Annotated in this window: 23 protein-coding genes; 13 read left to right on the forward strand and 10 right to left on the reverse strand. The window is 48.8% G+C overall.

The window, feature by feature from the left end; translation table 11 throughout:
- Positions 1–57 precede the first annotated feature (57 nt).
- The 8 genes from EDD53_RS11725 to EDD53_RS11760 all read left to right on the forward strand — a co-directional run bounded on the left by EDD53_RS11725 (position 58) and on the right by EDD53_RS11760 (position 5,969).
- The gene (locus EDD53_RS11725; RefSeq protein ID WP_123793468.1) at positions 58–999 is read left to right on the forward strand and encodes a glycosyltransferase; all 942 of its coding nucleotides are present in this window, start codon (positions 58–60) and stop codon (positions 997–999) included.
- Positions 1,000–1,157: 158 nt separating this feature from the next.
- Positions 1,158–1,772, forward strand: coding sequence for a ribonuclease D (locus EDD53_RS11730; protein ID WP_123793470.1), 615 nt, complete (start codon positions 1,158–1,160; stop codon positions 1,770–1,772).
- A 25-nt stretch (positions 1,773–1,797) separates the two neighbouring features.
- Positions 1,798–2,760, forward strand: coding sequence for a KpsF/GutQ family sugar-phosphate isomerase (locus tag EDD53_RS11735; protein WP_123793472.1), 963 nt, complete (start codon positions 1,798–1,800; stop codon positions 2,758–2,760).
- A gap of 78 nt (positions 2,761–2,838) precedes the next feature.
- Positions 2,839–3,369, forward strand: coding sequence for a hypothetical protein (locus EDD53_RS11740; protein ID WP_148087112.1), 531 nt, complete (start codon positions 2,839–2,841; stop codon positions 3,367–3,369).
- Between the two features lie 18 nt (positions 3,370–3,387).
- Positions 3,388–3,894 (forward strand): lipopolysaccharide transport periplasmic protein LptA, encoded by a 507-nt coding sequence (gene lptA / locus EDD53_RS11745; RefSeq protein ID WP_123793476.1) that lies wholly within the window; start codon positions 3,388–3,390, stop codon positions 3,892–3,894.
- Entirely contained in the window at positions 3,894–4,631 is a 738-nt protein-coding gene (gene lptB, locus EDD53_RS11750) for an LPS export ABC transporter ATP-binding protein (protein WP_123793478.1), read from the forward strand. Before lptA ends, lptB begins: the two co-directional genes overlap by 1 nt.
- A 252-nt stretch (positions 4,632–4,883) precedes the next feature.
- Positions 4,884–5,459 (forward strand): ribosome hibernation-promoting factor, HPF/YfiA family, encoded by a 576-nt coding sequence (gene hpf / locus EDD53_RS11755; RefSeq protein ID WP_123793480.1) that lies wholly within the window; start codon positions 4,884–4,886, stop codon positions 5,457–5,459.
- A gap of 45 nt (positions 5,460–5,504) precedes the next feature.
- Positions 5,505–5,969: a PTS sugar transporter subunit IIA gene (locus EDD53_RS11760; RefSeq protein ID WP_123793483.1), complete on the forward strand. Its 465-nt coding sequence runs from the start codon at positions 5,505–5,507 to the stop codon at positions 5,967–5,969.
- Positions 5,970–5,977: 8 nt separating this feature from the next.
- Here the strand turns inward: EDD53_RS11760 and EDD53_RS11765 are convergent, their stop codons facing one another.
- From EDD53_RS11765 to cysQ, 8 genes are all read right to left on the reverse strand, one after another.
- The gene (locus EDD53_RS11765) at positions 5,978–7,384 is read right to left on the reverse strand and encodes a nodulation protein NodH (protein WP_123793485.1); all 1,407 of its coding nucleotides are present in this window, start codon (positions 7,382–7,384) and stop codon (positions 5,978–5,980) included.
- Positions 7,385–7,388: 4 nt separating this feature from the next.
- Entirely contained in the window at positions 7,389–9,086 is a 1,698-nt protein-coding gene (locus EDD53_RS11770) for a DUF5927 domain-containing protein (protein WP_123793487.1), read from the reverse strand.
- Entirely contained in the window at positions 9,083–10,069 is a 987-nt protein-coding gene (locus EDD53_RS11775; protein ID WP_211331623.1) for a glycosyltransferase family 2 protein, read from the reverse strand. Before EDD53_RS11775 ends, EDD53_RS11770 begins: the two co-directional genes overlap by 4 nt.
- Positions 10,070–10,255: 186 nt before the next feature.
- Positions 10,256–11,269 (reverse strand): glycosyltransferase family 2 protein, encoded by a 1,014-nt coding sequence (locus EDD53_RS11780; protein ID WP_123793491.1) that lies wholly within the window; start codon positions 11,267–11,269, stop codon positions 10,256–10,258.
- 48 nt (positions 11,270–11,317) lie between these two features.
- Positions 11,318–12,301: a UDP-glucose 4-epimerase GalE gene (gene galE, locus EDD53_RS11785; RefSeq protein ID WP_123793493.1), complete on the reverse strand. Its 984-nt coding sequence runs from the start codon at positions 12,299–12,301 to the stop codon at positions 11,318–11,320.
- Positions 12,302–12,313: 12 nt separating this feature from the next.
- Positions 12,314–13,210 (reverse strand): UTP--glucose-1-phosphate uridylyltransferase, encoded by an 897-nt coding sequence (locus EDD53_RS11790; RefSeq protein WP_123793495.1) that lies wholly within the window; start codon positions 13,208–13,210, stop codon positions 12,314–12,316.
- 175 nt (positions 13,211–13,385) lie between these two features.
- Positions 13,386–14,186, reverse strand: coding sequence for a 3-deoxy-manno-octulosonate cytidylyltransferase (gene kdsB, locus EDD53_RS11795; protein WP_123793497.1), 801 nt, complete (start codon positions 14,184–14,186; stop codon positions 13,386–13,388).
- Positions 14,186–14,983, reverse strand: coding sequence for a 3'(2'),5'-bisphosphate nucleotidase CysQ (gene cysQ, locus EDD53_RS11800; RefSeq protein ID WP_123793499.1), 798 nt, complete (start codon positions 14,981–14,983; stop codon positions 14,186–14,188). The genes kdsB and cysQ overlap by 1 nt, the downstream gene beginning before the upstream one ends.
- Before the next feature lie 147 nt (positions 14,984–15,130).
- Here cysQ and EDD53_RS11805 point away from each other — a divergent pair, with 147 nt between their 5' ends.
- The 4 genes from EDD53_RS11805 to radC all read left to right on the forward strand — a co-directional run bounded on the left by EDD53_RS11805 (position 15,131) and on the right by radC (position 20,196).
- The gene (locus tag EDD53_RS11805) at positions 15,131–15,952 is read left to right on the forward strand and encodes an ABC transporter permease (protein ID WP_123793500.1); all 822 of its coding nucleotides are present in this window, start codon (positions 15,131–15,133) and stop codon (positions 15,950–15,952) included.
- A gap of 240 nt (positions 15,953–16,192) precedes the next feature.
- Positions 16,193–18,115, forward strand: a complete 1,923-nt coding sequence (gene dnaK / locus EDD53_RS11810) for a molecular chaperone DnaK (protein ID WP_123793502.1) — start codon at positions 16,193–16,195, stop codon at positions 18,113–18,115.
- 73 nt (positions 18,116–18,188) lie between these two features.
- A complete protein-coding gene (dnaJ, locus tag EDD53_RS11815) occupies positions 18,189–19,346 on the forward strand; it encodes a molecular chaperone DnaJ (RefSeq protein ID WP_123793505.1) in 1,158 nt (385 codons plus the stop codon).
- Positions 19,347–19,428: 82 nt separating this feature from the next.
- Positions 19,429–20,196, forward strand: coding sequence for a RadC family protein (gene radC / locus EDD53_RS11820; protein WP_123793507.1), 768 nt, complete (start codon positions 19,429–19,431; stop codon positions 20,194–20,196).
- Here the strand turns inward: radC and EDD53_RS11825 are convergent.
- Positions 20,187–21,761, reverse strand: a complete 1,575-nt coding sequence (locus EDD53_RS11825; protein ID WP_170162751.1) for a phosphate ABC transporter substrate-binding/OmpA family protein — start codon at positions 21,759–21,761, stop codon at positions 20,187–20,189. The two genes, radC and EDD53_RS11825, sit on opposite strands and share 10 nt — an antisense overlap.
- 140 nt (positions 21,762–21,901) lie before the next feature.
- Positions 21,902–24,571, reverse strand: coding sequence for a preprotein translocase subunit SecA (gene secA / locus EDD53_RS11830; RefSeq protein WP_123793511.1), 2,670 nt, complete (start codon positions 24,569–24,571; stop codon positions 21,902–21,904).
- A 179-nt stretch (positions 24,572–24,750) separates the two neighbouring features.
- On the opposite strand from secA, the gene EDD53_RS11835 reads away from it, so the two are divergent.
- Positions 24,751–25,593, forward strand: a complete 843-nt coding sequence (locus EDD53_RS11835; protein WP_123793513.1) for a peptidylprolyl isomerase — start codon at positions 24,751–24,753, stop codon at positions 25,591–25,593.
- The last annotated feature ends 1 nt before the right edge of the window (position 25,594 follow it).

Consider the following 25,594-nt stretch of genomic DNA (forward strand, 5'->3'; position numbering starts at 1 on the left):
CTTGTCTGGGCACATTCACCGCGCCACACGGGTGCTGAACCACGAAGGCTCTAGGCTTTGACGCAAGACACCGCAAAAATACTCATCTTGTTGGCGACGTATAATGGCGATGCCTTTCTGCAAGAACAGCTTGATAGTTTGATAGCTCAGACCGACAAGAATTGGGATTTGTTGGTCTCCGATGATGGATCCAGCGATACGACAGTTGAGATTTTGCAACGTTTCAAACAGGCCCACTCAACAGACCATGATATTACGATCCTGACAGGACCTCAAAGCGGGTGCGCCCAAAACTTTTTGTTTTTAATCAGGTCGATTCCCGAAAATACGCGTTTAATTTCCTTTTCTGATCAAGACGACGTTTGGTTTCCAGATAAATTGGCACGCGCACGCAAAGCTTTAAATGAAGCCAAACAACCCAGCACACCGTTACTTTATGCGGCAGATGTTCTCATCTGTGACCATAAGCTTGCCCCCCTTCACACATTTCAAAAACGCACTTGGACGCCCAGTGTGGGCAATTCTTTTGTACAGTCAATCGGTGCCGGAAACACTATGATGCTGAACGCGCCCGCAATACGCTTGTTGCAAACCGCCGCCAATGAAGTTGATGACGTGGTTGTTCATGACTGGTGGGCATATCAGGTCATTTCGTGCTGCGGCGGCACCGTGTTACGAGATCCTAATGCAGTCCTGCGCTACAGACAGCACGACAATAACGTGATCGGATCAAACATTTCACGATGGGGGCAATTGCAACGTGTGCGCTTTGTTTCAGATCGTCGATTTGCCAAGTGGAATGACATTAATATCAAGGCCCTAAATGCATCTCGCAAGCATTTTACAGCTGAGGCAAAGCGCGCCTTGTCGTATTATTCGGCTGCACGATTTGGCCCACTTCCAAAGCGTTTAGTTGCACTGTTTAGATCCGGTGCTGCACGCCAAAGACGGCGCGGTAACTTTGCCTTATACTTAGCCTGTATTACGAAACGCCTTTAACGCAGCATCTGCTTGGCCTAGGCCATGCAATTCAGAAACATGGCCTTCGCTAAAGGATAACACAGGACGTTCGTCGAAAACTGGCACGCGAAACTTGCCCAAAGAGCAGCAAAGGCATATGTGGAAACTCAAACGAGTGATCAGTACAAGGGTATGGCATGACAATTTTCTTTCATAAAAACGATCTGCCTGACGATCTTGAACTAGGGCCATCAGTGGCCATTGACTGTGAAACCATGGGTTTAAACCCACACCGAGACCGGCTGTGCCTTGTGCAAGTTTCTAGCGGAAACGGCGATGCGCATTTAATTCAAGTCAGCAGCGGTCAAACTCAGGCCCCCAATTTATGTGCGATATTGTCAGATCCCGATGTCGTGAAACTTTTTCACTATGGCAGATTTGATATTGCTGCACTGTACCATACATTTGGCGCGCTCGCTCAACCCGTTTACTGCACCAAGATCGCGTCAAAGCTGGTCAGAACCTATACGGATCGCCACGGGCTGAGAAACTTGCTGGACCAGTTGCTAAAGGTCGATATCTCAAAGCATCAGCAAATGAGTGACTGGGGCGCATCCACATTAAGCAAAGCACAACTGGAATATGCCGCCTCCGATGTTCTGTATTTGCATAAACTGCGCGACAAATTGGACCATATGCTTGAACGTGAGGGCCGCGTTCATTTAGCACAGTCCTGCTTTGAATTTCTTCCCACGCGTGCTCTTCTCGACCTAAAAGGTTGGCCCGACGCCGATATTTTTGCACATTCGTGAAACTCAATTGATAACGAAGGTACCCATGCCAGATATTCACCCATTTTTAACCGTCGGACAACGCGTTGTACGCCGTGAAGCTGATGCACTGGTTAAATTGTCCGATACCCTAGGTGACGACTTTATCAAAGCAACATCATTAATCTTAGATGCCAAGGGTCGGACCATTGTCACTGGCATGGGAAAATCAGGTCACATAGCACGTAAGATTGCTGCAACACTGGCATCAACAGGTACACCATCGCACTTTGTACACCCCGCTGAGGCAAGCCACGGCGACCTTGGGATGATTGGCAAAGACGATATAGTATTGGTACTTTCCAACTCTGGCGAGACCCCTGAATTGGCCGACCTGATCGCCTTTACGCGCAGATTTCAAATCCCAATGATCGGTGTTGCCTCAAACCCGAACAGCTCATTGATGCGCGCCTGCGATGTCCCTTTACTATTGCCAAAGGCTGAAGAGGCCTGTGATCAAGGGATTGTTCCAACAACCTCTACCACCATGACGCTTGCGCTTGGCGATGCCATCGCGATTGCTTTGATGGACCACCGAAAATTTACCGCCGACAATTTCAGAATGCTGCACCCAGGTGGCAAGCTTGGATCACGTCTGACGAAGACCAGCGACTTGATGAATACAGACATGCCGATCACGCGGCCTGACACGCCGATGCGCGAAGTTCTATCGATTATTTCAAGCAAAGGCTTTGGTGTGGCTGGGGTCGTAGACGATGCAGGTCGCCTAATTGGCATAATCACCGATGGCGATCTACGCCGAAATATTGATGGCCTTTTGGAAAAAACGGCCGCCGACATTATGACGCCAAACCCGCTGTCGATCGCAGCAGATGCACTTGCTGAAAAGGCTCTCGCACGTATGGATGAGCGTTCGATAACCTGCTTATTTGTGCGAAATTCCGCTGAAGACGGCCGACCTTGTGGTATTCTCAAAATACAAGACTGCCTTCGTGCTGGTATCGTGTAATACATCCCCATGACGCGTTTTGATAACCCTCATTCTCGAATAGTCGCAAAGGCTAAGATCCTGCTGCCCTTGGCTAGCGTGGCTCTATTGGCAACGCTTTTTCTATTCGCGCGCAGTTCAGAAACGCTAGATGACTTTCCTTTTGCACAGTCTGATATTGAAGCGCTTGCACGCGAACAACGCTTGGATGGCCCTGCGTTTTCGACGGTTACAAGTGACGGGGCGCAACTCGAGATCGCAGCAAAAACGATCCGACCTGATCCATCTGATGGACGCATTTTGAATTCAACCCAAGTCAATGCGGAGTTAAAATTACTCAACAGCGCGACCGTTTCAATGCTTGCCAACGATATTGCAATTGATGGACCCAACGAAGTTGCGGAACTTGCGGGTGGCGTGAATGTGAATACCACAACGGGCTATTCCCTTAACACGGACCGCATTGCAGCTCAGTTGAACTTTTCGCAGATCGAAAGCCCTGGTCCTGTTGAAGGAACAGCGCCAGCGGGCGACATTAGTGCGGGCTCGATGAAGATTTCACAAGACGCAGACAGTGGAAGCTACCTTCTGGTTTTCAAAGAACGTGTAAAACTGGTATACCAGCCATAAGGAATTTGGGGGATCACCATGCAGCAACTCAAGCGTTTAAAAAACATAGCGATATTTACGTTGGCTGCCGCTGCGTTTTCAACCTCACTCGCCGCACAAGACACGCAGGTTGCCTTTGGCGGATTGCAACATGACAGCGGTTTGCCTGTTGAAATTTCATCTGATGAACTTTCCGTCGATCAATCAACAGGCAAGGCTATTTTTTCAGGCTCTGTTTTAATTGGCCAAGGCGCGTTGCGCTTATCGGCGGACACAGTCGAAGTTGTATATAACGCTGATGATAGCGGTAAAATCGACGAACTTATCGCCACGGGAAGTGTTACTTTTGCCAATGGAAACGAAGCCATTGAGGCCGATAGAGCCACCTATAGCATTGATACGTCGACGATTGCCTTGGCGGGCAATGTCATTTTAACCCAAGGCCGCAATGTTCTGTCGGGTCAACAAATGACTGTTGATTTGACCACAGGTACAGGGCGCATCAATGGACGCGTGAAAACTATTCTTCAGACGGGTGCCGAGTAATGTCATCACCCAAAGACCTAGGTTTGCGAGTCAAAAACCTAAGAAAAGGCTACCGCAAACGTACAGTCATTCGTGATGTGTCATTGACGCTGGACAGAGGCGAAGTGGTTGCTTTGCTGGGCCCAAATGGTTCTGGCAAGACAACCTGCTTTTATTCCATTGCTGGACTGGTGACACCCGAAGCAGGCGAAGTCATCGTCGATGGCCGCGACATTGCGCGTCTTCCGATGTACCGCCGCGCCAAGCTCGGGATCGGTTATTTACCACAAGAGGCCTCTATTTTTCGTGGCCTATGCGTTGAAGACAATATTCTTGCGATTCTTGAAATCACGCAAAGTGACCCTTTGGTCAGACGCGAACGCTTGGAAGAGTTGCTCAGCGAATTTTCTATTGCCCACCTACGCCGTGCGCCTTCGGTTGCCCTGTCAGGCGGGGAAAGACGCCGCGTTGAAATCGCGCGCTGCCTTGCAGCGGATCCCAACTATGTTTTGCTCGACGAACCCTTTGCGGGCGTTGATCCAATTGCGGTTGGCGAAATTCGCGCCCTTGTGTCAGATCTGAAAAATCGTGGTATCGGTGTGCTCATCACCGATCACAACGTACAGGAAACATTGGGAATCATCGACCGCGCGTATATTTTACATGATGGTCAGGTGCTTATGTCAGGCACAACACGTGAAATCGTTGAAAATGAAACCGTTCGTCGCGTGTATTTGGGCGAAAACTTTCGCTTTTGATAACCGTCTTTCAGCTTCTAGTTGACATCCCCCCTCATTTTGCAGCCAAATAGAGGGGATGCATATACATCGATTATCAGCGCGTGGTTCGGCACTCTTTGCTTACAGCCACATAGATGCGCCCCAGCCAAAAGACTGGGACACAGCGGTTTACTGTGCATCCAAATCCCGCAATTCACAAAAATCCCAAAAGGGTAGCGTAGCGTCACAAATGTGCCGTTGCGGCGCCCTAAGTAAACAAAAGGAGATATCATGCGGTACCAAATTAGTGGAAAACAAATTGATATTGGCGACGCCTTGCAAAACCATGTCAAAACCGAATTGGGAGTGGTCGTCGATAAATACGCCGAACGCCCAACGGGTGCGACGGTGGTTTTTTCTAAAAGTGGCGCTGAATATAACTGTGAGGCAGTAATTCATTTGTCCACTGGCTTAACAGCGCAGGCAAATGCGCATACACACGATATCTATTCGGCTTTTGATCAATGCGCCGAGAAAATGGAGAAACAACTGCGCCGATACAAGCGCCGATTGAAGGACCACCATTCTCATCGCTCTGAACCGGTTGAACTTAGCGGCGCTTCCACGTATATCCTCGCCGCAACAGACCATGATGAGGACAAGGAACCCGAATCCCTTCAACCAATGATTATTGCTGAAACCGAAACCAAGGTACCAACTTTGACTGTCGGTGAAGCCGTTATGCAGTTGGAACTTGCTGGCGCACCAGTCGTGGTGTTTCACAAAGAGGGTACAACCGGAGTGAACGTCGTTTACCGCCGCCCTGATGGGAATTTTGGCTGGATCGACCCTGATAACATTAAATAAACCTCTGCCCGCCTCGTGCGATGGCCGAGGCGGGTATAGCTTTACATGAAACTTTCTGAGCTCTTGCAACCTTCTGCCGTTAAGGTCGTTGGAAAACTAACCAGCAAAAAACGCCTTTTTCAGGATTTAGGTGAAGTCGCTGCTGCCAGCTATGGTCTAGATTTAAATGGCGCAATTAATTCACTTCAAGAACGCGAAAGCTTAGGTCCGACAGGCGTTGGGCACGGAATTGCCTTACCTCATGCCCGCATCGAAGGGTTGGAGCGTGTCGTAGGAGCGTTTTTCAAGCTTGATACTCCATTGGACTTTGATGCTGTTGATCGGCAACCAGTTGATCTTATTTTTGCTCTATTCGCCCCAGCAGAATCAGGCGTTGATCATCTGAAGGCCCTTGCATTGGTGTCGCGTACAATGAGGGATGAGAAAACCTGCACAAAATTGCGTGCAAACGCCGACGCAGCCACATTGCACGCGATCTTGACATCTATCCCATCATCTAAAGTCGCCTAGCCCTTAAGCTAGCCCCATGCTTTAAATCCAAACAGCATATAGTCTTTTTGATAAGCCGCGCGTACAGCGGTTTCGACATCCGCGTCATAGATATCTGTGAGCGCATATGGGGTGTCCTCAGCTTGGCTAGGAACATCTTTGGTCAAATTGGGTATGAGGCTTGGCAGAACCGCGCTCACTTCGTCTTCACGTATAATTTGGTCTGGTAGAGCGAAATCAGCGAAGCCGGTGATGACCTCTGACTGTGAGGCCCAACTGCCATCCACACGAATAGATGTCTGCCCGCTCAGATTGCCTTTTACGAATTCGGCAAACTTAATGAACGCAACACGATGCTGCGCCAAGCCGTAATCACTGTCCCCCAACGGCAGCGGTAACTTATATGTACTGCGCAGTTGTTCGCGAATTTCGCCGTAGGTTTCTTCATTCTGGCTGACAATGTGGCGGCAAAACGAACGGTGCAAGCGCACGACAGGATGTGAGATGATCGTGAAACTGCGATGGCCCTTATTCCCACGCTTCCATTGGCGTAAGGTTTTCTGACTAAATTCACCAATCAGCCCCATGTCTGACTTACCTTGGCGCGACATCCATTCGGTCACGGCGGCTTCAGGACCGCCGCGTATCGGCAGATACAACAAAGGCGCAGCTTTTGCCGCGATAAACGTTGGCACCGCTGGACCACGTCGCGGTTCAAAGTTTGGCGTATTTGAAAGATTGAAATGATCGATCGAGGACAAGTCGCTCACCATTTCAGAATAATTCACCACCTTATCTTCCAACCCTGCAGGGTTTTGAACTTTGGTTTTCTGAACAGTTTTGGGCAACTGTTGATCAACACCAAGATATGTGGCCAAGCCATTGATTACATCGATATCTTGAACATCTTCGTAAGAGATATAGAAAGCAGTCTGCCCCGAGGTTTGCAATCCGCGCATCAAACGCATTTGAAATCCTTTGACAGCATCAAGCATTGTTTCAAACTCTATGCGGTCAAATTCAATTTTTGCACTGCGCGCATCTTTAAGATCTCCGAGGCGCCACTGCCCCGTCGCACCCGCAATTTTACGAGATACGTAACTTTCTAACGGATTGCGGGTCAGGATAATTTTTGCGCAACGAGGATCGTTGAGCATATGCATCAGCATACGCGGGTCATGATCGTGAAAATAGCGAAACCCGTTTAATCCTTTGGAAGCAGTTTTCACACACTCCAATAATTTAGTTGGATCCGCCTCACGCTGAGCCAAGGTTACGCCTTCGAAATCTGTATTTTTGGGCTTACCAATAAAGTGTGGATTATAAAGTTCGCCCCAGCAGCGTAGCCCATCAAATGCATTGACGTTTTCTTCTAAGAAATTCGAACCCGTCCGCATTTCTGCAAAAATGACGAAATAATCAAAACGATGGGGCATAGTTTCACTTTACCAAATAGGGTTTTTTGCGATTACGTTGCGTATTTTCAATATCAGGTTCCATCGGAAAATCACCCATTAGATGGGGATGCATACCCTGATTTTTTAGATTTTGCAGAAACTGGCCAAACCCAGTCAAATCACGCATACGCGGTGCTTCAGTTAAGCGCCGTACATTTCTTGGGCCAATCTCATCAATAATGGATTGCAATGGCTCAAGTCGGCTTTCGATAAAATCAGCCATTGTCCAGATTCGCACCCGTGCTTTGACGTGTTGTGACCGCAAAACTTCCAAGTGTTCCGCCTCGATCTTTTGCAAACGTGCAGCTTCGCGCCGAATACTAGAAAAGTTCATATTTGAGCGAAACAACGCGACAGCCCAAGCGCCAGATATCACAGAAATTTGCGCATTTGGGTCCATTGCGACCAGCCAATTGATTTCTTGGTTATCACGCGGTCCGAACATAAAACACTGCCGCTCACCGCGTGTGTTCCAAATCAAGCTGGTCAGAAAGCCACACGGATTATAGTCACGTAGTTCTGCATGGTTTGACATAGCGCCAGCAAATATTTTTTGATTCCCCGAGAATTCTACACCCTCTGGTCCAAACAAATGGCCATGCACGCGCGCCCCAACAGCCTGCGCAAGCCATTGATCGAAATCTTCGAAAAGATCTGAAAACCCTTCAAATATCGAATAGGGAGCAGATGTTTTTCCATGCCCTTTGCCATGTGCAGGTTGTCGGCTTTGCATATACAAACCCTCTCGCCCCATAATCCGTCGCTCAACTGCTTTGGAAAAAATGCGGTCTATTTTGCCTGGATTTGGCTCTGCGCCCTGCATTGGGTTTATATTAGAATTTAGGAATGTGCTGTAAAGACGGTCAGCCTTGTGCCAGATTTTTCGCGCCACAAAGCAATCAGAGCGCCGCAACAATTGCAGGTGATCGTCATAAAAAATATGCGGTTTGCCTTGGTAATCAAACTTTGAAAGGGTCAAAGATCGGCTTTCGATATTGTTTGAATACAACCGCACGAGCGTTTGATAGTAGCTTTCGTCAGGAATCCAAACTTTGCGAAAATAAGCATCGTACACTTTACGATCAGGGTCTTCCAGAATAGCCGAAAGCGTCTGGCGCGTCAGGCACCACCACTGCGACCCAAGATGAGGCACCAGCCCATCGGGAATTTGTCGTTTAAAGCCAAAACGCCGTTGAAGCGCCACGTAGCGGTCAAACAATTTGCGGTGACGTTTCCAAGAAAACGGAAAACGCAGTGTGAAGCGTTCAGCATCAAGTCCACCCACGGTCCAAGGCACATCTTCTGTGGTAACACTTTCAATGAAATTGGTCATTGGGCGCGCCGCCAAATATTGGATCAATTCTCTAACGGGGCGTAACGGCAAACATGAACCAGAAGACAGGTAGACATGGCGCACGTCAGAGAAACTTTTGAGCATCATCTCAGATGCATCTTGCGATGCTGCCACCAAACTCCAGGTGCCCCATTCACAAGAATGGCGTTTTGAAAACTTAACTGTCGTCAAATCCGATAGACTGTCAACAAACGACAAATACTCATCTTTATGAACGCGTTTATCAACATGGATCACAACGGGGCAGCCATGCTGAGCATAATGGCGCGCCACCTCTTCAGCCCGATGGAGCGCCTCATGGACCAGCATGACGAATCCAACGCTCATGCCCAATTCCCTTTGGACATAAGCCCCAAAATTTCCAATTGACGCCAATTAATGTATTTTTCAGACCAGTTACACCACAGCTCTGGGTCGTCTTTTATGCGGTTATGATATGCTAAATATTCTCGACTGCCTGCATAGTGTTGGCGGCGCTGCAATTCTTCTTCGGTTTTTTGCACGAAAGTGTTGAGGAATTTTGCGTGCATCAACACACCAGATGCTTTTTCCCCACCTTCGGTTTCGTAAACGTGATTCAACCCCCGCGGCAAAAGCATATGGGTTGAGTGCATATAGGCGTAATCTTTATGCCATCTAACCAAAGGAATTTTGTTCAAGGACGGCGCATTGTAGGGGTCGTCACTAAAGAACAGCCGCGCGCGAGGACCACCCTGAATCCACAGATTTTGATATTCGTAATTGGTGGACAGCATGTAGTTACCACTGTCAAACCACTGAGCGATCTCCATCGGGTCTTGGCCCTCTTTATAGGGCTGTGCATCAATCGGGCCTTTAGGATACATATCGATCAGCATAGCTGAAAATGATCGAATTCCCGAATTATCGAGCCAGTCTGTTAAAGCGGGAATCGGGCGCGTATCACAAAAAGGGAAGACAAAAAATTCATCGACATCGACAGTCAAAGTCCAATGATCGTGACAGTATTTGCGCGCAATCCAATTCATCCAATAGACACCAAACAGCGAGTTTCGGTAACTCGCTGTCGTATGCCAGATAGAAACATCAGCGGCGCCAGTCAGGTATTCACGTGACCCATCATCGCTGTCATTGTCTACGAAAAGGAAGTGCTTCACGCCCAATTCACGGTAATACTTCATGAAATACGGCAAACGGATACGCTCGTTGCGTAGCGTGCAGACCAGTAAAACATCGCCTTTTTTGATTTGCGATGTGTTGTCTTGGTGGATTGACAGCTGTCTACGCGCGCGGAATGCACGCCAAAGCGCGAGCTTTCTGCGCAATCGCAACCTGTATATCTTCCACCACTTCACTCTATTCGTCCAATTCTCACAGCTCGATGCTCATCAGTATGCAACGTCGATACGTGTCCACGTTTCATTTATAATTTATCTTTTAGAATACGCATTTATGATAGATACGTAAACAATTCTAACCATAGAACAAAACTGTTTACAGATCGTTTTGAAAATAAACTACGCCCAGTCGCCCTGTGACATCATTTTCAGCGCCAAGAGTTGGTCTGCGCCTGTGTATTCGACCGAGTCTTTGCACCAAAGATCAGGTGCCGCAATCACTGCGTCATAATAATCTTGGAACGCATCAGGATTACCAAAATGCTGTTTGCGATGCCTATCTTCGAGTGATTTTTCGACCGCAATTTGCAGAAATTTAGTATGGAGCAACACCCCTGAAACCTCAGATCCGCCTGGCCCACTGTAGGCGTGGTTCATCTTGGCTGGCAACATGCTATGCGTAGAGTTGGTATAGGCAAATCGCGCATCCCACTTCACGAGCGGAAGCTTATTCAACGTGGGGCCTTTGCTTGGGTCACTGGCAAAAAATACACGTTCTCGCACGCCCCCTTGAACCCATAGGTTTTCTTTAGGCAGTTGCCGACTTGACCGATATGGCCCTGCATCGAACCAACGCAATGTCTTTATCGGGTCATCACCCACTTGATAGTCAACGCTATCTATTGGACCTTTGGGATACATGTCCAACATGATGGCGCCAAACGCACGCTGATTGATAGTGTCTAAATGGTGTGTCAAATCCTTTAGTGACCGCTTGCCGTTATGCGGTATGACGAGAAGCTCATCAGCATCCAATGTCAGGCACCACTTTGAGCGCGCATATTTAATTTGCAGCCAAGTCGTCCAATCAAGCCCAAAGCGCGCGGCCTTATAGCTTGCACTTGTCGCCCACACAGACGTATCCGCTTTTGACATGAGATATTCGGTGGTGCCATCAGTGCTATCGTTGTCAACGATCAGAAAATGATCAACACCCATCTTGCGGTAGTAGTCTAAAAAATATGGCAGGCGCACAGATTCATTTCGAACGCACATCACGCAAAGCAAAGCACCTTGCCGTATTTCGTCACTCTGAACACGTAGCGCAGTAAGTTGGCGACGCGCACGAAAAGAACGCCACAAAGCATTCTTGCGCAGCACCCGCAATTTATACTTACGCCAGAGTTCTTGCATACACAGACCTTTCACCCAATGGGTGACAACACTGTAAGGCGAACTGGATCACTTGTCATAGTGGCCAGTTTGGTGCCAATGCCATGCGTCTTTGATCATTTCCTTCATCGTGGACCTTTGCGGCGACCAGCCGAGTTCGGTCATCGCGCGCTCTGATCCTGATACGAGCTTAGTACAATCACCTGGACGGCGCGGCCCTTCGACATGCGGCACTTCTTTGTTGGTTACTGCGCGGGATTCATCTAGAACTTCGCGCACAGAAAATCCTGTGCCTGTCCCTAAGTTGAAATAACGGCTGCCTTTGTTATTTGAGAGCCACTCCAGCCCCAAAACATGGGCATCGACAAGATCACAGACATGTACATAGTCGCGAATACACGTACCATCTGGCGTATCGTAATCAGTGCCATAAATCGTGAGTGCATCACGCTTACCCGCGATAGCATCAAGCATTAGAGGAATGAGATGGGTTTCAGGTTGATGAAATTCGCCAACCTCACCATCGGGATCACAGCCTGCGACATTAAAATAGCGAAAGACGACGCTTTTCAGGTTATGGGATTGTTCAAAATTCGCAAGAATGTCTTCGATGGCACGCTTTGATGCGCCATAAGAATTGATTGGAAATTGTGGAGACTCTTCGTTCAAAACCACATTGTCCTGATCACCGAATGTCGCGCAAGTAGATGAAAAAACAAAGTTCAAACATCCCGCATCAACTGCAGCTTCAATCAACTGCAAAGATCCGAAAACATTGTTCCGCCAGTACTTTCCTGGGTCAGTCATACTTTCACCGACCTGACTGAAGGCTGCAAAATGCATGACTGCGATTGGCTTGTACTTGGCAAACACGTCATCCAGGCGCGCGCGATCCAAAAGATCGCCCTGTTCAAAGGGGCCGAATTTAACGGCCTCTTGCCAACCAGTAGACAGGTTATCAAACGTGATAGGCACATAACCTGCGTCACGCAACGCCTTACAGGCGTGCGAACCGATATAGCCCGCACCGCCTGTCACAATCACATTTTTCATTCCGTTCACACCTTACTGAGCGGCGGCTTGACTGACGCTCAGTTCATTTAGGAATTCTTGAAGCTCGCCACGCAATTCGGGGCGCGACAAACCAAAGGAGATCGTCGCCTGAAGGAAACCCGCCTTTGAGCCACAGTCAAAACGTTGCCCTTCGAACCGGTACCCAAAGACATCGCGACCAGCTGAAATTTCGTCAGCGATCGCATCCGTCAATTGAATTTCACCACCAGCACCTTGTTTCATTTGATGCAGGTTTTTCATGACCTCAGGCGCCAAAATATAACGCCCAATGACAGCTAGATTTGAAGGCTCAGTTCCCGCAGCGGGCTTTTCGACCATGCCGTTGACAGAAACAGCGTTGCCCATGTCTTTTTTCACATCCAAAACACCGTAAGAGCTGGCTTTTTCAGTCGGAACTTCCATTGCAGCAACCATTGAACCGCCCAGTTCTTCATGGGCTTCGATCATTTGTTGCAAACAAGGTTTCTCAGCGGCGATAACATCATCAGGCAAGATAACCGCAAAAGGCTCTCTTGGGCTCAAAAGGCGGCGCGCACACCAAACAGCGTGCCCCAACCCTAGAGCTTTGTGCTGACGGATATACGCGATAGCGCCACTATCCATATTGGTGTTTTTAAGCGTGTCGAGCAGTTCAGTTTTACCCTTTTTACGCAACTCTTGTTCTAAAATGGGCGAGTGATCAAAGTAATCTTCCAAGGCACCCTTGCCACGTGAAGTCACAAAAATAAATTCTTTAATACCCGCAGCACGCGCCTCATCGATGGCATATTGGATGAGGGGGCGGTCGACCAATGTCATAATTTCTTTTGGAATCGATTTTGTAGCTGGCAGGAATCGTGTTCCTAAGCCCGCGACTGGGAAAATTGCTTTCGTTACCTTACGCGCCATTTTTACTCCTAATAACCCGTTTTTTCGGGTTTCATCTGTTCGCCATCAATGATGACGTGAATTTATTTAAACTTCCAACATTTCACCATAAACTGGCAGTTCGATGTGACAATATTGTAACCCGCCGCAAATCAGTACAAAATTAACAAGCCTTGCACAGAGATTAAACGGTGAATTAATTCAGCTTCATGTCAGCCATCATGGCTTCAAGCCGCGGCACGTCTTCAGGATTGTTCAATTCCCAAAACTGTCGTCCACGCGCTTGAACTTCAACGCACAATAAAGCGCGGCCCTGCTCAAGAAAACGCAATTGTTCCAACCCCTCAAGCATTTCGAGCGGCCCTGCTGACCACTGAGTATACGCGCTTAGCGCAGAGGGGCGATAGGCGTAGACACCCACATGGTGAAACACAGGTGTCTCGGCATCGTCAGCAAAGGTATCGGCCGTAAAGGGGATCACTTCTTTTGAGAAGTACAAAGCCTGATTGTCCGCACCAAATACAGCCGTCGTGCCACCAACGCGCCCATTGCGGCGATCCTCAAGAAAGCCATTCAACGCCCTGCCATCACATCGCAACACGGGTGTGGCGACTTCGGCTTTTGGCGTATTGCGCAGGCCTTGAACCAAGTCTTCGACAAACCACGCTGGCGTTAGCGGTGCGTCCCCTTGAAGGTTGACCACAATTTCGTAGTCTCCCTCAAGATTTGCCAAGGCTTCTGAGCAACGCTCAGTCCCATTTTCGCAAGTCTCGGATGTCATCACGACCTGTGCGCCAAAGGCTTCGCAGGCTGTTTTTATGCGACCATCGTCTGTCGCAACAACGACTTTATCGACACCAGAAACAGACATGGCTGCATCCCAACTGCGCCTGATGAGTGACTTCTTTTCGCCCGACGCACCAGTCAATTCAACCAGTGGCTTACCTGGGTAACGCGTTGAGGCATATCGAGCAGGAATAACTATGAGAACGGACATTAGGCAGTCTTCAATTCAACGCCAGGAGCATAGGCAATAAAAAATGGATTGGCATAGTCTTCTTTACCGTATGTAAGCTGCTCGTGATTGTCAAAGCGCACGACATGACCACCAGCCCCTGACAAAACGGCATGGCCAGCAGCCGTGTCCCATTCCATTGTACGTCCAACACGGGGGTATAGATCTGCTTCACCCGTTGCGACCAAACAGAATTTTAGAGATGAACCCGCTGATTTACTGTCTTTGACATTATACTTGTTGATATAATCTTCGGTTGCTTGATCACGATGCGATTTGGATGCCACGATCAACAGACCCGCGTTATCAGGTTTAGACACCGCGATTTTATGCAACGTACCGACTGTGTCTTTAGAGAATGGACCGACTTCCTCAAAGGACTGGCCAGTTTCGTCGGTGATGAACAACCGATCCTTTGCAGGAGCATAGACGACACCGCGAATTGGCACGCCTTTTTCGACATAAGCAATGTTCACAGTAAAATCGCCACGACGATTAATGAACTCTTTAGTGCCATCCAGCGGATCAACGATCAAAAACGAATCCGCTTTCAATGCGTGCGACCCAGACTGCTCTTCTGTGATCAAAGTCACGTCAGGGAATGCAGCACGTAGACCTGCAGAAATCAAAACATCTGCTGCTTCATCGGCAGCGGTCACGGGACTGTCATCAGATTTTGATTTTACTTCAAAATCGTCAGAGTTATAGATTTCCATTATCTTATCACCAGCTTCGAGTGCGAGTTTACGGATAATCGGGGTGAGTTTTGCGAAATCCATAAAATGGCTCCTAAAAGATAGAGTGACGCAGCTGAGTATGGCGTCATTATTGATATTTCAAACTACACACCTTATGATACGTTGATAAAGAAACAGCAAGAAATCACTGATATTTCTGTTGTGAAAGCTGTCACAGGATTTTCGAGCATGTTTCAATATTCAGAACAACAAAGCGGCCTATCGACGGCGGGATCAATCCTTCGGCTGATCTTTCACAACACTGTTCGCCACGTAAGAAAGTCGCATGGAAACCCGCTTTTAGGACTTGTAATCAATATGTTACAGACATTGATTCTTGTTTTAGTCTTTGTCTTTATGTTCTCAATATTGGGGCTGCGCGGAAATGCACTGCGCGGGGATTTTATCCTTTATATCATGTCAGGTATTTTTTTATTTTTGACGCATAATAAGGCACTGAGTGCGGTGGCAGGGTCGGAAACAGCAACTTCACCCATGATGCAGCACGCGCCAATGAATACCGCGATTGCAATTACATCTGCCGCTTTGAGTTCACTTTATATTCAAGTGCTGTCCGTGGTCGTAATCTTGTTCGCATACTCGCTTGGTTGGGGCACGGTCACATTCCAATATTTGCCGGGCGCATTTATGATGCTGATGATCTCATGGTTTTCAGGTGTCGCGATCGGAATGGTATTATTAGCGTTGCGCCCATGGTTTCCGCAATTCACGAAGATTGTACAGGTCATCTATTCCCGCGCCAATATGATTACCTCTGGCAAAATGTTCGTCGCCAATCAGATGCCTGGATATATTTTAGCGATGTTTTCGTGGAACCCGCTATTCCACTGTATCGACCAAGCGCGTGGGTACACCTTTGTAAACTATTCGCCACACTTTAGTTCAGTCATGTACCCAATCGTCTTTTCTTTGGTCTTTATTACCGTCGGACTTTTGGCTGAATTTTTCACCCGCACCCGCGCATCTGCAAGTTGGGGCGCTGGGCGCTAAGCCTCTCTTGGCTGGTTTAAAGCATACATTATCATCACAAGCTAAACTCATGTGCATTTTGTAACAATAATTTGCTGTTTTTTGCACCCTAGACGCCTCGGACAACTTGCAGGGGCAAGAACGCCTCCCTATATACGCCGAGAAGCATTGATCAGGGAAACCTGATTTAACCCATGGGATTGACTAAGGGTGCCTTAAGGGGCCCAAGGTCACCACATCGCCTAGAAGAGGATTTTGAGCATGGCCAAAGTCATTGGTATTGATCTCGGGACTACAAACTCCTGTGTCGCAATCATGGATGGCTCGCAACCGCGGGTTATCGAAAACGCCGAAGGTGCACGGACCACACCGTCCATCGTAGGTTTCACTGAATCTGAGCGTCTTGTTGGTCAAGCCGCGAAACGCCAAGCTGTCACAAACCCAGAAAACACAGTTTTCGCTGTTAAGCGTCTGATCGGACGCCGCGACGACGACAAGCATCTGGCAAAAGATAAAAAGAACCTGCCCTACGCGGTTATCGATGGCGGTAACGGCGATGCATGGGTTGAGGTTCGTGGCGACAAGTACTCTCCTTCACAAATCTCGGCCTTTATCTTGGGCAAAATGAAAGAGACAGCTGAATCATACCTCGGCGAAGAAGTAACACAGGCAGTTATCACTGTTCCTGCGTACTTTAACGACGCGCAGCGCCAAGCGACAAAAGATGCTGGTAAAATTGCTGGCCTCGAAGTTTTGCGAATTCTGAACGAACCAACAGCGGCTGCCTTGGCTTACGGCCTCGACAAAGAAGATACAAAAACCATCGCGGTTTATGACCTTGGTGGCGGTACATTCGATGTGACCATCTTGGAACTCGGCGATGGCGTGTTTGAAGTTCAGTCCACCAATGGCGATACATTCCTCGGCGGTGAAGACTTTGATATGCGCATCGTTTCCTACCTTGCCGATGAGTTCAAAAAAGAAAACGGTGTTGATCTCACCAAAGACAAGATGGCCCTTCAGCGTCTAAAAGAGGCTGCTGAGAAAGCAAAAATCGAACTTTCTTCTAGCCAGCAAACCGAGATCAACCAGCCATTCATCTCAATGGACTCCAGCACAGGTCAACCTTTGCACCTTGTGATGAAGCTCACGCGCGCCAAATTGGAAACACTTGTATCTGACTTGATCAAAAATTCGATCAAGCCATGTCAGGCTGCTCTCAAGGACGCTGGCCTTTCCACATCAGACATCGACGAAATCGTCCTTGTTGGTGGTATGACACGCATGCCTAAAGTGATCGAAGAAGTTACAAAATTCTTTGGCAAAGAGCCAAATAAAGGCGTGAACCCTGATGAGGTTGTTGCGATGGGCGCGGCTATTCAGGCTGGCGTTTTGCAAGGCGATGTTAAAGACGTGTTGTTGCTCGACGTGACACCACTGTCTATCGGTATCGAAACCTTGGGTGGCGTGTTCACACGTTTGATCGACCGCAACACGACGATCCCAACCAAGAAATCACAGGTCTTTTCAACGGCTGAAGACAACCAAAACGCAGTGACCCTTCGCGTATTCCAAGGTGAACGTGAAATGGCCGCAGACAACAAAATTCTTGGTCAATTCAACCTCGAAGGCATCCCGCCAGCACCACGCGGCATGCCACAAATCGAAGTCACTTTTGACATCAATGCGGACGGTATCGTCGAAGTTGGCGCCAAAGATAAAGGCACTGGTAAAGAGCAGCGGATCACCATCCAAGCTTCCGGTGGCCTGTCCGACGAAGACATCGAACAAATGGTCCAAGACGCGGAAGAAAATGCAGAAGCCGATAAGGCGCGCAAAGATCTTGTTGAAGCGAAAAACCAAGCTGAAAGCCTTATTCATTCGACTGAAAAGTCTCTTGAAGAGCACGGTAGCAAAGTTGATCCAACAACAGTTGAAGCCATCGAGTTGGCGATTTCAGCGTTGAACGACCAACTCGAAACCGAAAACCCTGAGAAAATTCGTTCCGGCATCCAAAACGTAACAGATGCCGCGATGAAACTGGGTGAGGCGATTTACAAAGCGTCCCAAGCAGAAGCGGAAGCAGCTGCGCCAGAAGGCATGGACGAAGACGACGGCGGCCCTTCAAGTGTTGACGATGATATCGTTGATGCAGATTTTGAAGATCTCGATAAGCGTTCGTAAACCGCAGCGAATTTCGGTTGGCCGACACATTTTAAATTTGTGTCGGCCGCCGCTTTTCTGGAGGACCTAATCCATGGCAAAACGTGATTTCTACGAAGTGCTTGGTGCCACCAAGGGCGACGATGCTGCTGGCTTGAAAAAAGCCTATCGCAAGAAAGCGATGGAATTTCACCCAGATCGCAACGCCGATAACCCAGATGCGGAAGCCAAGTTCAAAGAAGTAAATGAAGCTTACGACACTTTAAAAGATCCAGATAAAAAAGCCGCGTATGATCGCTATGGCCATGCTGCCTTCGAACAAGGTGGCATGGGTGGCGGTGGCCGGCCTGGTGGCGGTTACGGTGGCCAAGGCGACTTTGGATCAGCCTTTTCCGATGTCTTTGATGACCTCTTTGGCGACTTCATGGGGGGGCAACAACGTGGTGGCGGCCGTTCCCGCGCACAACGCGGTTCCGATCTGCGCTACAACATGCGTGTCACTCTTGAAGACGCATACACTGGTAGCCAGAAGACCATCAGCGTGCCAACGTCGGTGGGCTGTGGCGGCTGTAACGGAACAGGGTCAGCAAACGGCGCAGAACCTCAAACTTGCCCGTCATGTTCTGGCATGGGCAAAGTACGCGCGCAGCAAGGTTTCTTTACAGTTGAACGCGCCTGCCCTGCCTGTGGCGGTATGGGGCAAATGATAAAAGATCCCTGTGGTCAATGTGGCGGCGCTGGACGCGTTGAAAAAGAACGCTCCCTGTCCGTAAACATTCCTGCAGGCGTCGAGACAGGTACACGCATTCGCCTTGCTGGTGAAGGTGAAGCAGGCCTGCGCGGCGGACCGACAGGTGATTTGTATATCTTCATCGAAGTTCAGCAACACGATTTGTTTGAACGTGATGGCGTTCACCTACACTGCTCAGTCCCTGTCTCTATGGCCTCTGCGGCACTTGGTGGCGATATTGAAGTCCCAACAATCGATGGCGGTCGTTCACGGGTAAAAATTCCTGCGGGCAGTCAATCAGGTCGCCAGATGCGTCTTCGCGGCAAAGGTATGCCAGCGCTGCGTGGTGCTGGCCAAGGCGATATGTTCATTGAACTTGCGGTTGAAACACCTGTCAACTTGACCGCGAAGCAAAAAGAACTTTTACAAGAGTTCGAAAACCTCGGTGAGGATAAAAACAACCCTGAAAGCTCATCCTTTTTCAAAAAGGTCAAAAGCTTTTGGGACGGCATGAAAAGCTAAAAACCACCCTTAGCCCGTGACACAATCTACGGGTTAAGGGAAATTAACCAAATTTTTAGCGAATCGGCGGAAAAATTGTCTCATGACAACAGATCCGCGCCCCACAGAATTTCGTGAAATGCCACATTGGCTGTTTGATCTCGACGAGGCTCGCCCTATTGCGCTGCCCTCCAAACCGCCAAGCTACCTGCGAAACCATAAGAAAAATCTTCAAGATCGTTTTGTTGACGGCGGCGCGCAAGCTATGCCGGATTACGAACTTTTAGAGCTTGTGCTATACCGGTCTCTACCGCGCACCGATGTGAAGCCCATAGCACAGGATTTGATAGATAAGTTCGGCGACTATAATAGAGTTCTCTCCGCCCCCATTCAGCGGCTTGTGGAGGTCGCTGGTGTTGATGACGGTGTCGCACGTGACCTTAAGGTGATAGAGGCCTCAGCGCATCGGCTTGCGCGGGCAAAAGTCATGCAGCGGCCTGTCATTTCGAGCTGGGACGCTGTGCTCGATTATTGCCATACAACGATGGCACACCGTGAAACCGAGCACTTTAGGGTTCTCTACCTAGATCGCAAAAACGTTTTGATTGCTGATGAAGAACAATCCAAAGGCACCGTAGATCATGTCCCAGTATATCCACGCGAAGTGGTGAAGCGCGCGCTGGAATTAAATGCCTCAGCGCTGATTTTGGTTCACAACCATCCCTCGGGTGATCCGACCCCATCCGATGCAGATATAACTATGACAAGTCAAATTCGGGATGCCGCAGACGCATTGGACATTCACCTACATGACCACCTGATCATCGGAAAATCAACAGAGTTGAGTTTTCGGTCAACTGGCTATTTATAAGTTTTATCACGCACCCAAATTTCCACACGGCGGTTTAATTCTCGCCCCCATGCGACATCATCACAGGCTAAAGGCATCGCCTCTCCGAAGCCCTGCACAGTCATGTTTAAATTTCCCTCCTCCCCATTTTGCAGCGCTGCGATAATCGATGCACGCACAGCCTGAGCACGCTTAACAGACAAGGCTTTGTTAGCTAAAGCTGCCCCCTGACCATCTGAAAAGCCGGCGAAAATCATATCCTTGCGGTCATAAACTCCTGCCTCGATCAGGCGAACCAAGAGTTGCACATTCGATCGGCTTTGTGCATCAAGTTTCGCTGTCCCCCCCTCAAAGCGGAAACCCAGTGACAGTCGATGCGCACCATGCAAAGTCTCAATGAGAGATTTTAAATCGTCTAGACTAATCTCTGTACCGCTGTTGCGAATAGCGTTGGCAAACCTTTGACCGTGATCCCGAAACGAAAGCTCTTCAATGGCTTGATCAACAAAGGGAGAACGCGCAACGACAATTTGGGCGGATGGTGAGAGCACGTAGTCTAAAAAATCACGCGCGATTTTCGGCAGTCTGCGTGCTGGGGTGTATAAAAACATCGGCTGGGTTAAAGGGTAGTCTTCGGTTTTAACGTCGGCAGAATTTACATCTGTGTAAAACCCGCAAGCGCCCGTCAACCCCATAACCTTAGCCCGCCCAACGGTAGAAAGTCTACCGAATGCGATTCCATATGGATGGCGCTCTAACGCGTCGACCGCATCTTGCGAACTACGCAACACCAAGGATTGGTTGGTTGTGACATCAGGTTTTATACTCGGTAAAAGCGCGCGCAAGGGCGATCCTTCGCTTAGAATTTCATCATCCAACAGCAAAGAAACAGGGGCATCTTGACCGCCGATTTCTTTCCAGTTTTTCACCTTTCCCGACAGCAGTTTTTCCAAATCCGTGAGCGAAATTGTGGTCAACGGATTGGACAGAGACACAGTTGGAACAATCGCATCCAAACCCAAAACACGCGCGCGCACAGCGTCTGATAGATCCCCAATACCTTCAGATCTAGCCAACTTTTTTTCTTGCGCAGTTGCTTCACGCAAAGACACTACAATATCAGTGTTTTCAGTAAGGAGGTCGGCAAAGCCTTCTTCGCTGGATGTCTGTGCTAGATCGAACTGAGCGGCTGGTTGACCTTGAGCTGCGTCGGTAAGAAGGACGCTGTAAGAATATTCACCCACTGTCACCTCGGTATTATACCCATAGCGCGCAGCAAAAGCAGACACCAAAGCAGGCATAAGAGATGCAGAAACTGCACCATCACCCGAAAAGCGCACGATTGGATAGAAGCTGTTCAGATCAGGGCAGCCGGGACCTTCGCATAACACACCAGAGCCATCGATAGTCAGGGGGCCGAAATCAGTTGCGACACGATAAAAGTCACCATCGAAACCCAGAAATATACCCGATACAGAAATAGATCCATCACGTGAGGTTAGGGTAACATCTTGGGCAAACACCTGTATCGGAATGCCGAATGATAGAAACGCAAGCGTACCCAGTATTGCACAAAACTCTCTCATACCAGCGCCCTGACTTATTCCTGATTGGCTAAGGAAATACATTTTTAATCAAGCGAAGGCAAAAGTGCGTTCCGCCAACAGTTTACAAAAAATGCCGCTTCAACAAGCGGCATCTTTCAGATTACCTAAAGTGCTTCAGTTCACACTGCGCCGTGACAGTGTTTGAATTTTTTGCCTGACCCGCATGGACAGTCATCATTGCGAGCGGGGTTACCCCATGTTTCTGGGTTTTCCTCATCAAAGCCAGGAACAGCAGTAGACTTCAGCTGCGCAGCGCTTGCGGCCTGTTGCGCAACCATTTGCTGCAACATCGACTGACGCTCTTCTTCCGTCATAGGACGCACTCTGGACAGTTTCGATGTGACTTCGACACGCAAAGAATCCAGCATTGTTTCGAACAATTGGAAACTTTCGTTTTTGTATTCGTTTAACGGATCACGCTGCGCATACCCACGGAAACCAACAACGGATCGCAAGTGTTCCAAAGTCAAAAGGTGCTCGCGCCACTTTCCGTCGATGGTTTGCAATAAGAACTGTTTCTCGATTTGACGCATTTGATCATCACCAAACGCGGCGGTTTTTTCGGCCATCGCATCGTCAGAGGCTTTTATTAAACGTTCGATAATCGCTTCGTCATCGACGCCTTCTTCTTCTGCCCAAGTCTTAACTGGAAGATCAAGACCAAGATTTTCGAGGACAGACACGTATAGTTTATCGACATCCCATTGTTCTGGGTACGACTTTGGTGGAATAGCAGCATCCACCAAGTCTTCGATGACCTCGTGCCGCATGTCTGTAACAACATCATTAATATTGGTAGATTCCATGATTTCGCGACGCTGGGAGAAGACGACTTTGCGCTGGTCATTCATCACGTCATCGAACTTCAAAAGCTGCTTACGAATGTCAAAGTTGCGGCCTTCGACTTTTGCTTGGGCTTTTGCCAACGATTTATTCACCCAAGGGTGCACAATCGCTTCGCCTTCTTTCATACCAAGCGATGATAGCATCTTATCCAAACGATCCGACCCGAAGATACGCATCAAGTCGTCATCCAAAGAAAGGAAAAATACCGAACGGCCAGGATCACCTTGGCGGCCAGAACGGCCCCGCAGCTGGTTATCAATACGGCGCGATTCATGGCGCTCAGTCGCAAGCACATATAATCCGCCCGCCTCCAGTACTTGGCGTTTTTCTTCTGCGTGCTCTGCTTCGATTTGTGCGCGCAACGCTTCTGGATCAGCATCCGGATTTGCATCCAAAGCGTCCATCAATTTCAAGTCAACGTTGCCGCCAAGTTGCACATCGGTACCACGCCCAGCCATATTTGTTGCAATGGTTACAGCGCCAAGTTTACCAGCATCGGCGACGATTTGGGCTTCTTGCTCGTGATGGCGCGCATTCAAGACGTTATGGGCAATTCCCTCAGCTGTGAGCAATTGGGCCAATTGTTCAGATTTTTCAATCGACGTCGTACCAACGAGTACAGGCTGTTTTTTATCGTTCGCAAAGCGAACAGATTTGATCACAGCTTCAAGTTTCTCACGCTCAGTACGGTAGACGCGGTCATGTTCATCAACGCGTTGAATTGGACGATTTGTGGGAACCTCTACAACCCCAAGGTTGTAGATTTCCATGAACTCTTCGGCTTCCGTCGTCGCGGTCCCTGTCATACCCGACAAGGTACCGTAAAGGCGGAAATAGTTTTGGAACGTGACTGAGGCCAGCGTAATGTTTTCGGGCTTGATCTCAAGACCCTCTTTCGCTTCGATAGCTTGGTGCAAGCCCTCAGACAAACGACGCCCAGACATCATGCGACCAGTGTGCTCATCAATCAACATAGCTTCGCCATCGCGCACAATATATTGTGTACCGTTCTGGTAAAGTTTATGTGCGCGCAACCCTTGGTTCACGTGGTGTACAAGAGTGGTGCTTTCGGGATCGTAAAGCGATTGGCCCTCGGCCAACATACCAGTTTCAAGTAAGCGCTGTTCTAGAAATTCGTTACCTGCTTCTGTGAAAGAAATGCCGCGCGTCTTTTCATCCAGATCAAAGTGCTCGTCCGTCAATTCTGGGATCAGTTTGTCGATGGTAACGTAAAGTTCCGAACGATCATCGGACGGGCCAGAGATAATCAACGGCGTGCGCGCTTCGTCGATCAAAATTGAATCGACCTCATCAACGATCGCAAAGTTATGCCCGCGCTGCAACAGTTCACCGATTTCAGTTTTCATGTTGTCACGCAGGTAATCAAAACCCAGCTCGTTGTTTGTGGCGTAAGTCACGTCACAATTATAAGCGGCCTTTTTGTCTTCAGGCGACAATTCTGAGTGAACAGCACTACACGTCATGCCCAAAGCTGCAAAAACTTTCGCCATCCATTCGCTGTCACGCTTGGCTAGATACTCATTTACCGTAACGACATGAACACCCTTTCCAGAAAGCGCATTCAAATAGGACGGGAACGTCGCAACTAGGGTTTTACCCTCGCCTGTTTTCATTTCAGCGATATTGCCTTGGTGCAAAAATATGCCGCCCATTAGCTGAGTATCAAATGCCCGCAACCCCAGTGCGCGTCGCGCTGCTTCGCGACAATTGGCGAAAGCTTCGGGCAAAAGCGCATCCAAGGTCTCACCTTGAGCAACTCGTTGCTTAAATTCTTCTGTCTTGGCAATCAGGCCTTCGTCGCTAAGTTTTTCAAACTCAGCTTCCAATGCGTTAATTTTCGCCACAATAGGGCGCGTTGCCTTCACTTTGCGGTCATTGGGGGTCCCAAAAACCTTTTTAGCAATTGTTCCAATGCCCAACATATTCTCTCCGCTCGGTGCGTCTTGACAGGATCGTGTGAGAGGAGGGATTGCCCCGCTGCTTGCGAGGCCATAAAACGTATCCGAAGGCTCCTCTACCCAGACCTAAAGCGATGTAAGGGGCCGTGTCTATAGTGTCAATGTTACGCCGCAAATAGGCGGCGAGAGGAAGGATATTCCGCATGAAATACCACACAAATGTGATCGCAGCAGCCCTTTTGGGTGCCTTTTCGATCGCAAGCAGCGCGTCAGCACAAGATCTGACTGCAGACTCAGTTGTCGCCAAAGTGAATGAGACATCAATCACACTTGGTCATGTCATCGCAGCACGCGGTAGCTTGCCTGCGCAATACCAAGAACTTGAAGATGTTCAATTGTTCAATGGCATTCTGGACCAATTGATTCAGCAAGAACTTTTGAAACAATCCGCCGGTGAATTGAGCAAAGCCGTAACCCTACAAATCGAGAATGAAGAACGCATCGTGATCGCTGGCGCTGCACTTCAAGCTGCGGCCGCGAATGCTGTGTCGGAAGAAGATATACAAGCTGCATATGATGAACGGTTTGCAGAATTTGAGCCTGGCCGTGAATACAACGCCGCCCATATTCTTGTTGAAACTGAAGAAGAAGCCGCAGCATTGGTCGCGGAACTTGAAGATGGCGCTGACTTTGCTAAACTCGCTCAAGAAAAGTCTACAGGCCCATCGGGTCCAAATGGTGGTGATTTAGGCTGGTTTGGTGCCGGCATGATGGTTGCACCATTTGAAGACGCCGTGGTTGCGCTTGAGCCAGGTACAATTTCTGCACCTGTCGAAACACAGTTTGGTTGGCATGTCATCAAGCTTCTGGATAGCAGATTGCAAGATGTTCCGCCTCTCGAGGATTTGCGTGACGAATTAGCGTCTAACCTTGAAGAAGCTGCTATTCGCGAGAACATTGCACAACTTCAAGACGCGGCAACAATCGAGCGTACTGAGGGCATTGACCCAACAGCAATCCGCAACGACGCTTTGATCACCAACTGAT

Source organism: Pacificibacter maritimus, assembly GCF_003814915.1.
GTDB lineage: Bacteria > Pseudomonadota > Alphaproteobacteria > Rhodobacterales > Rhodobacteraceae > Celeribacter > Celeribacter maritimus.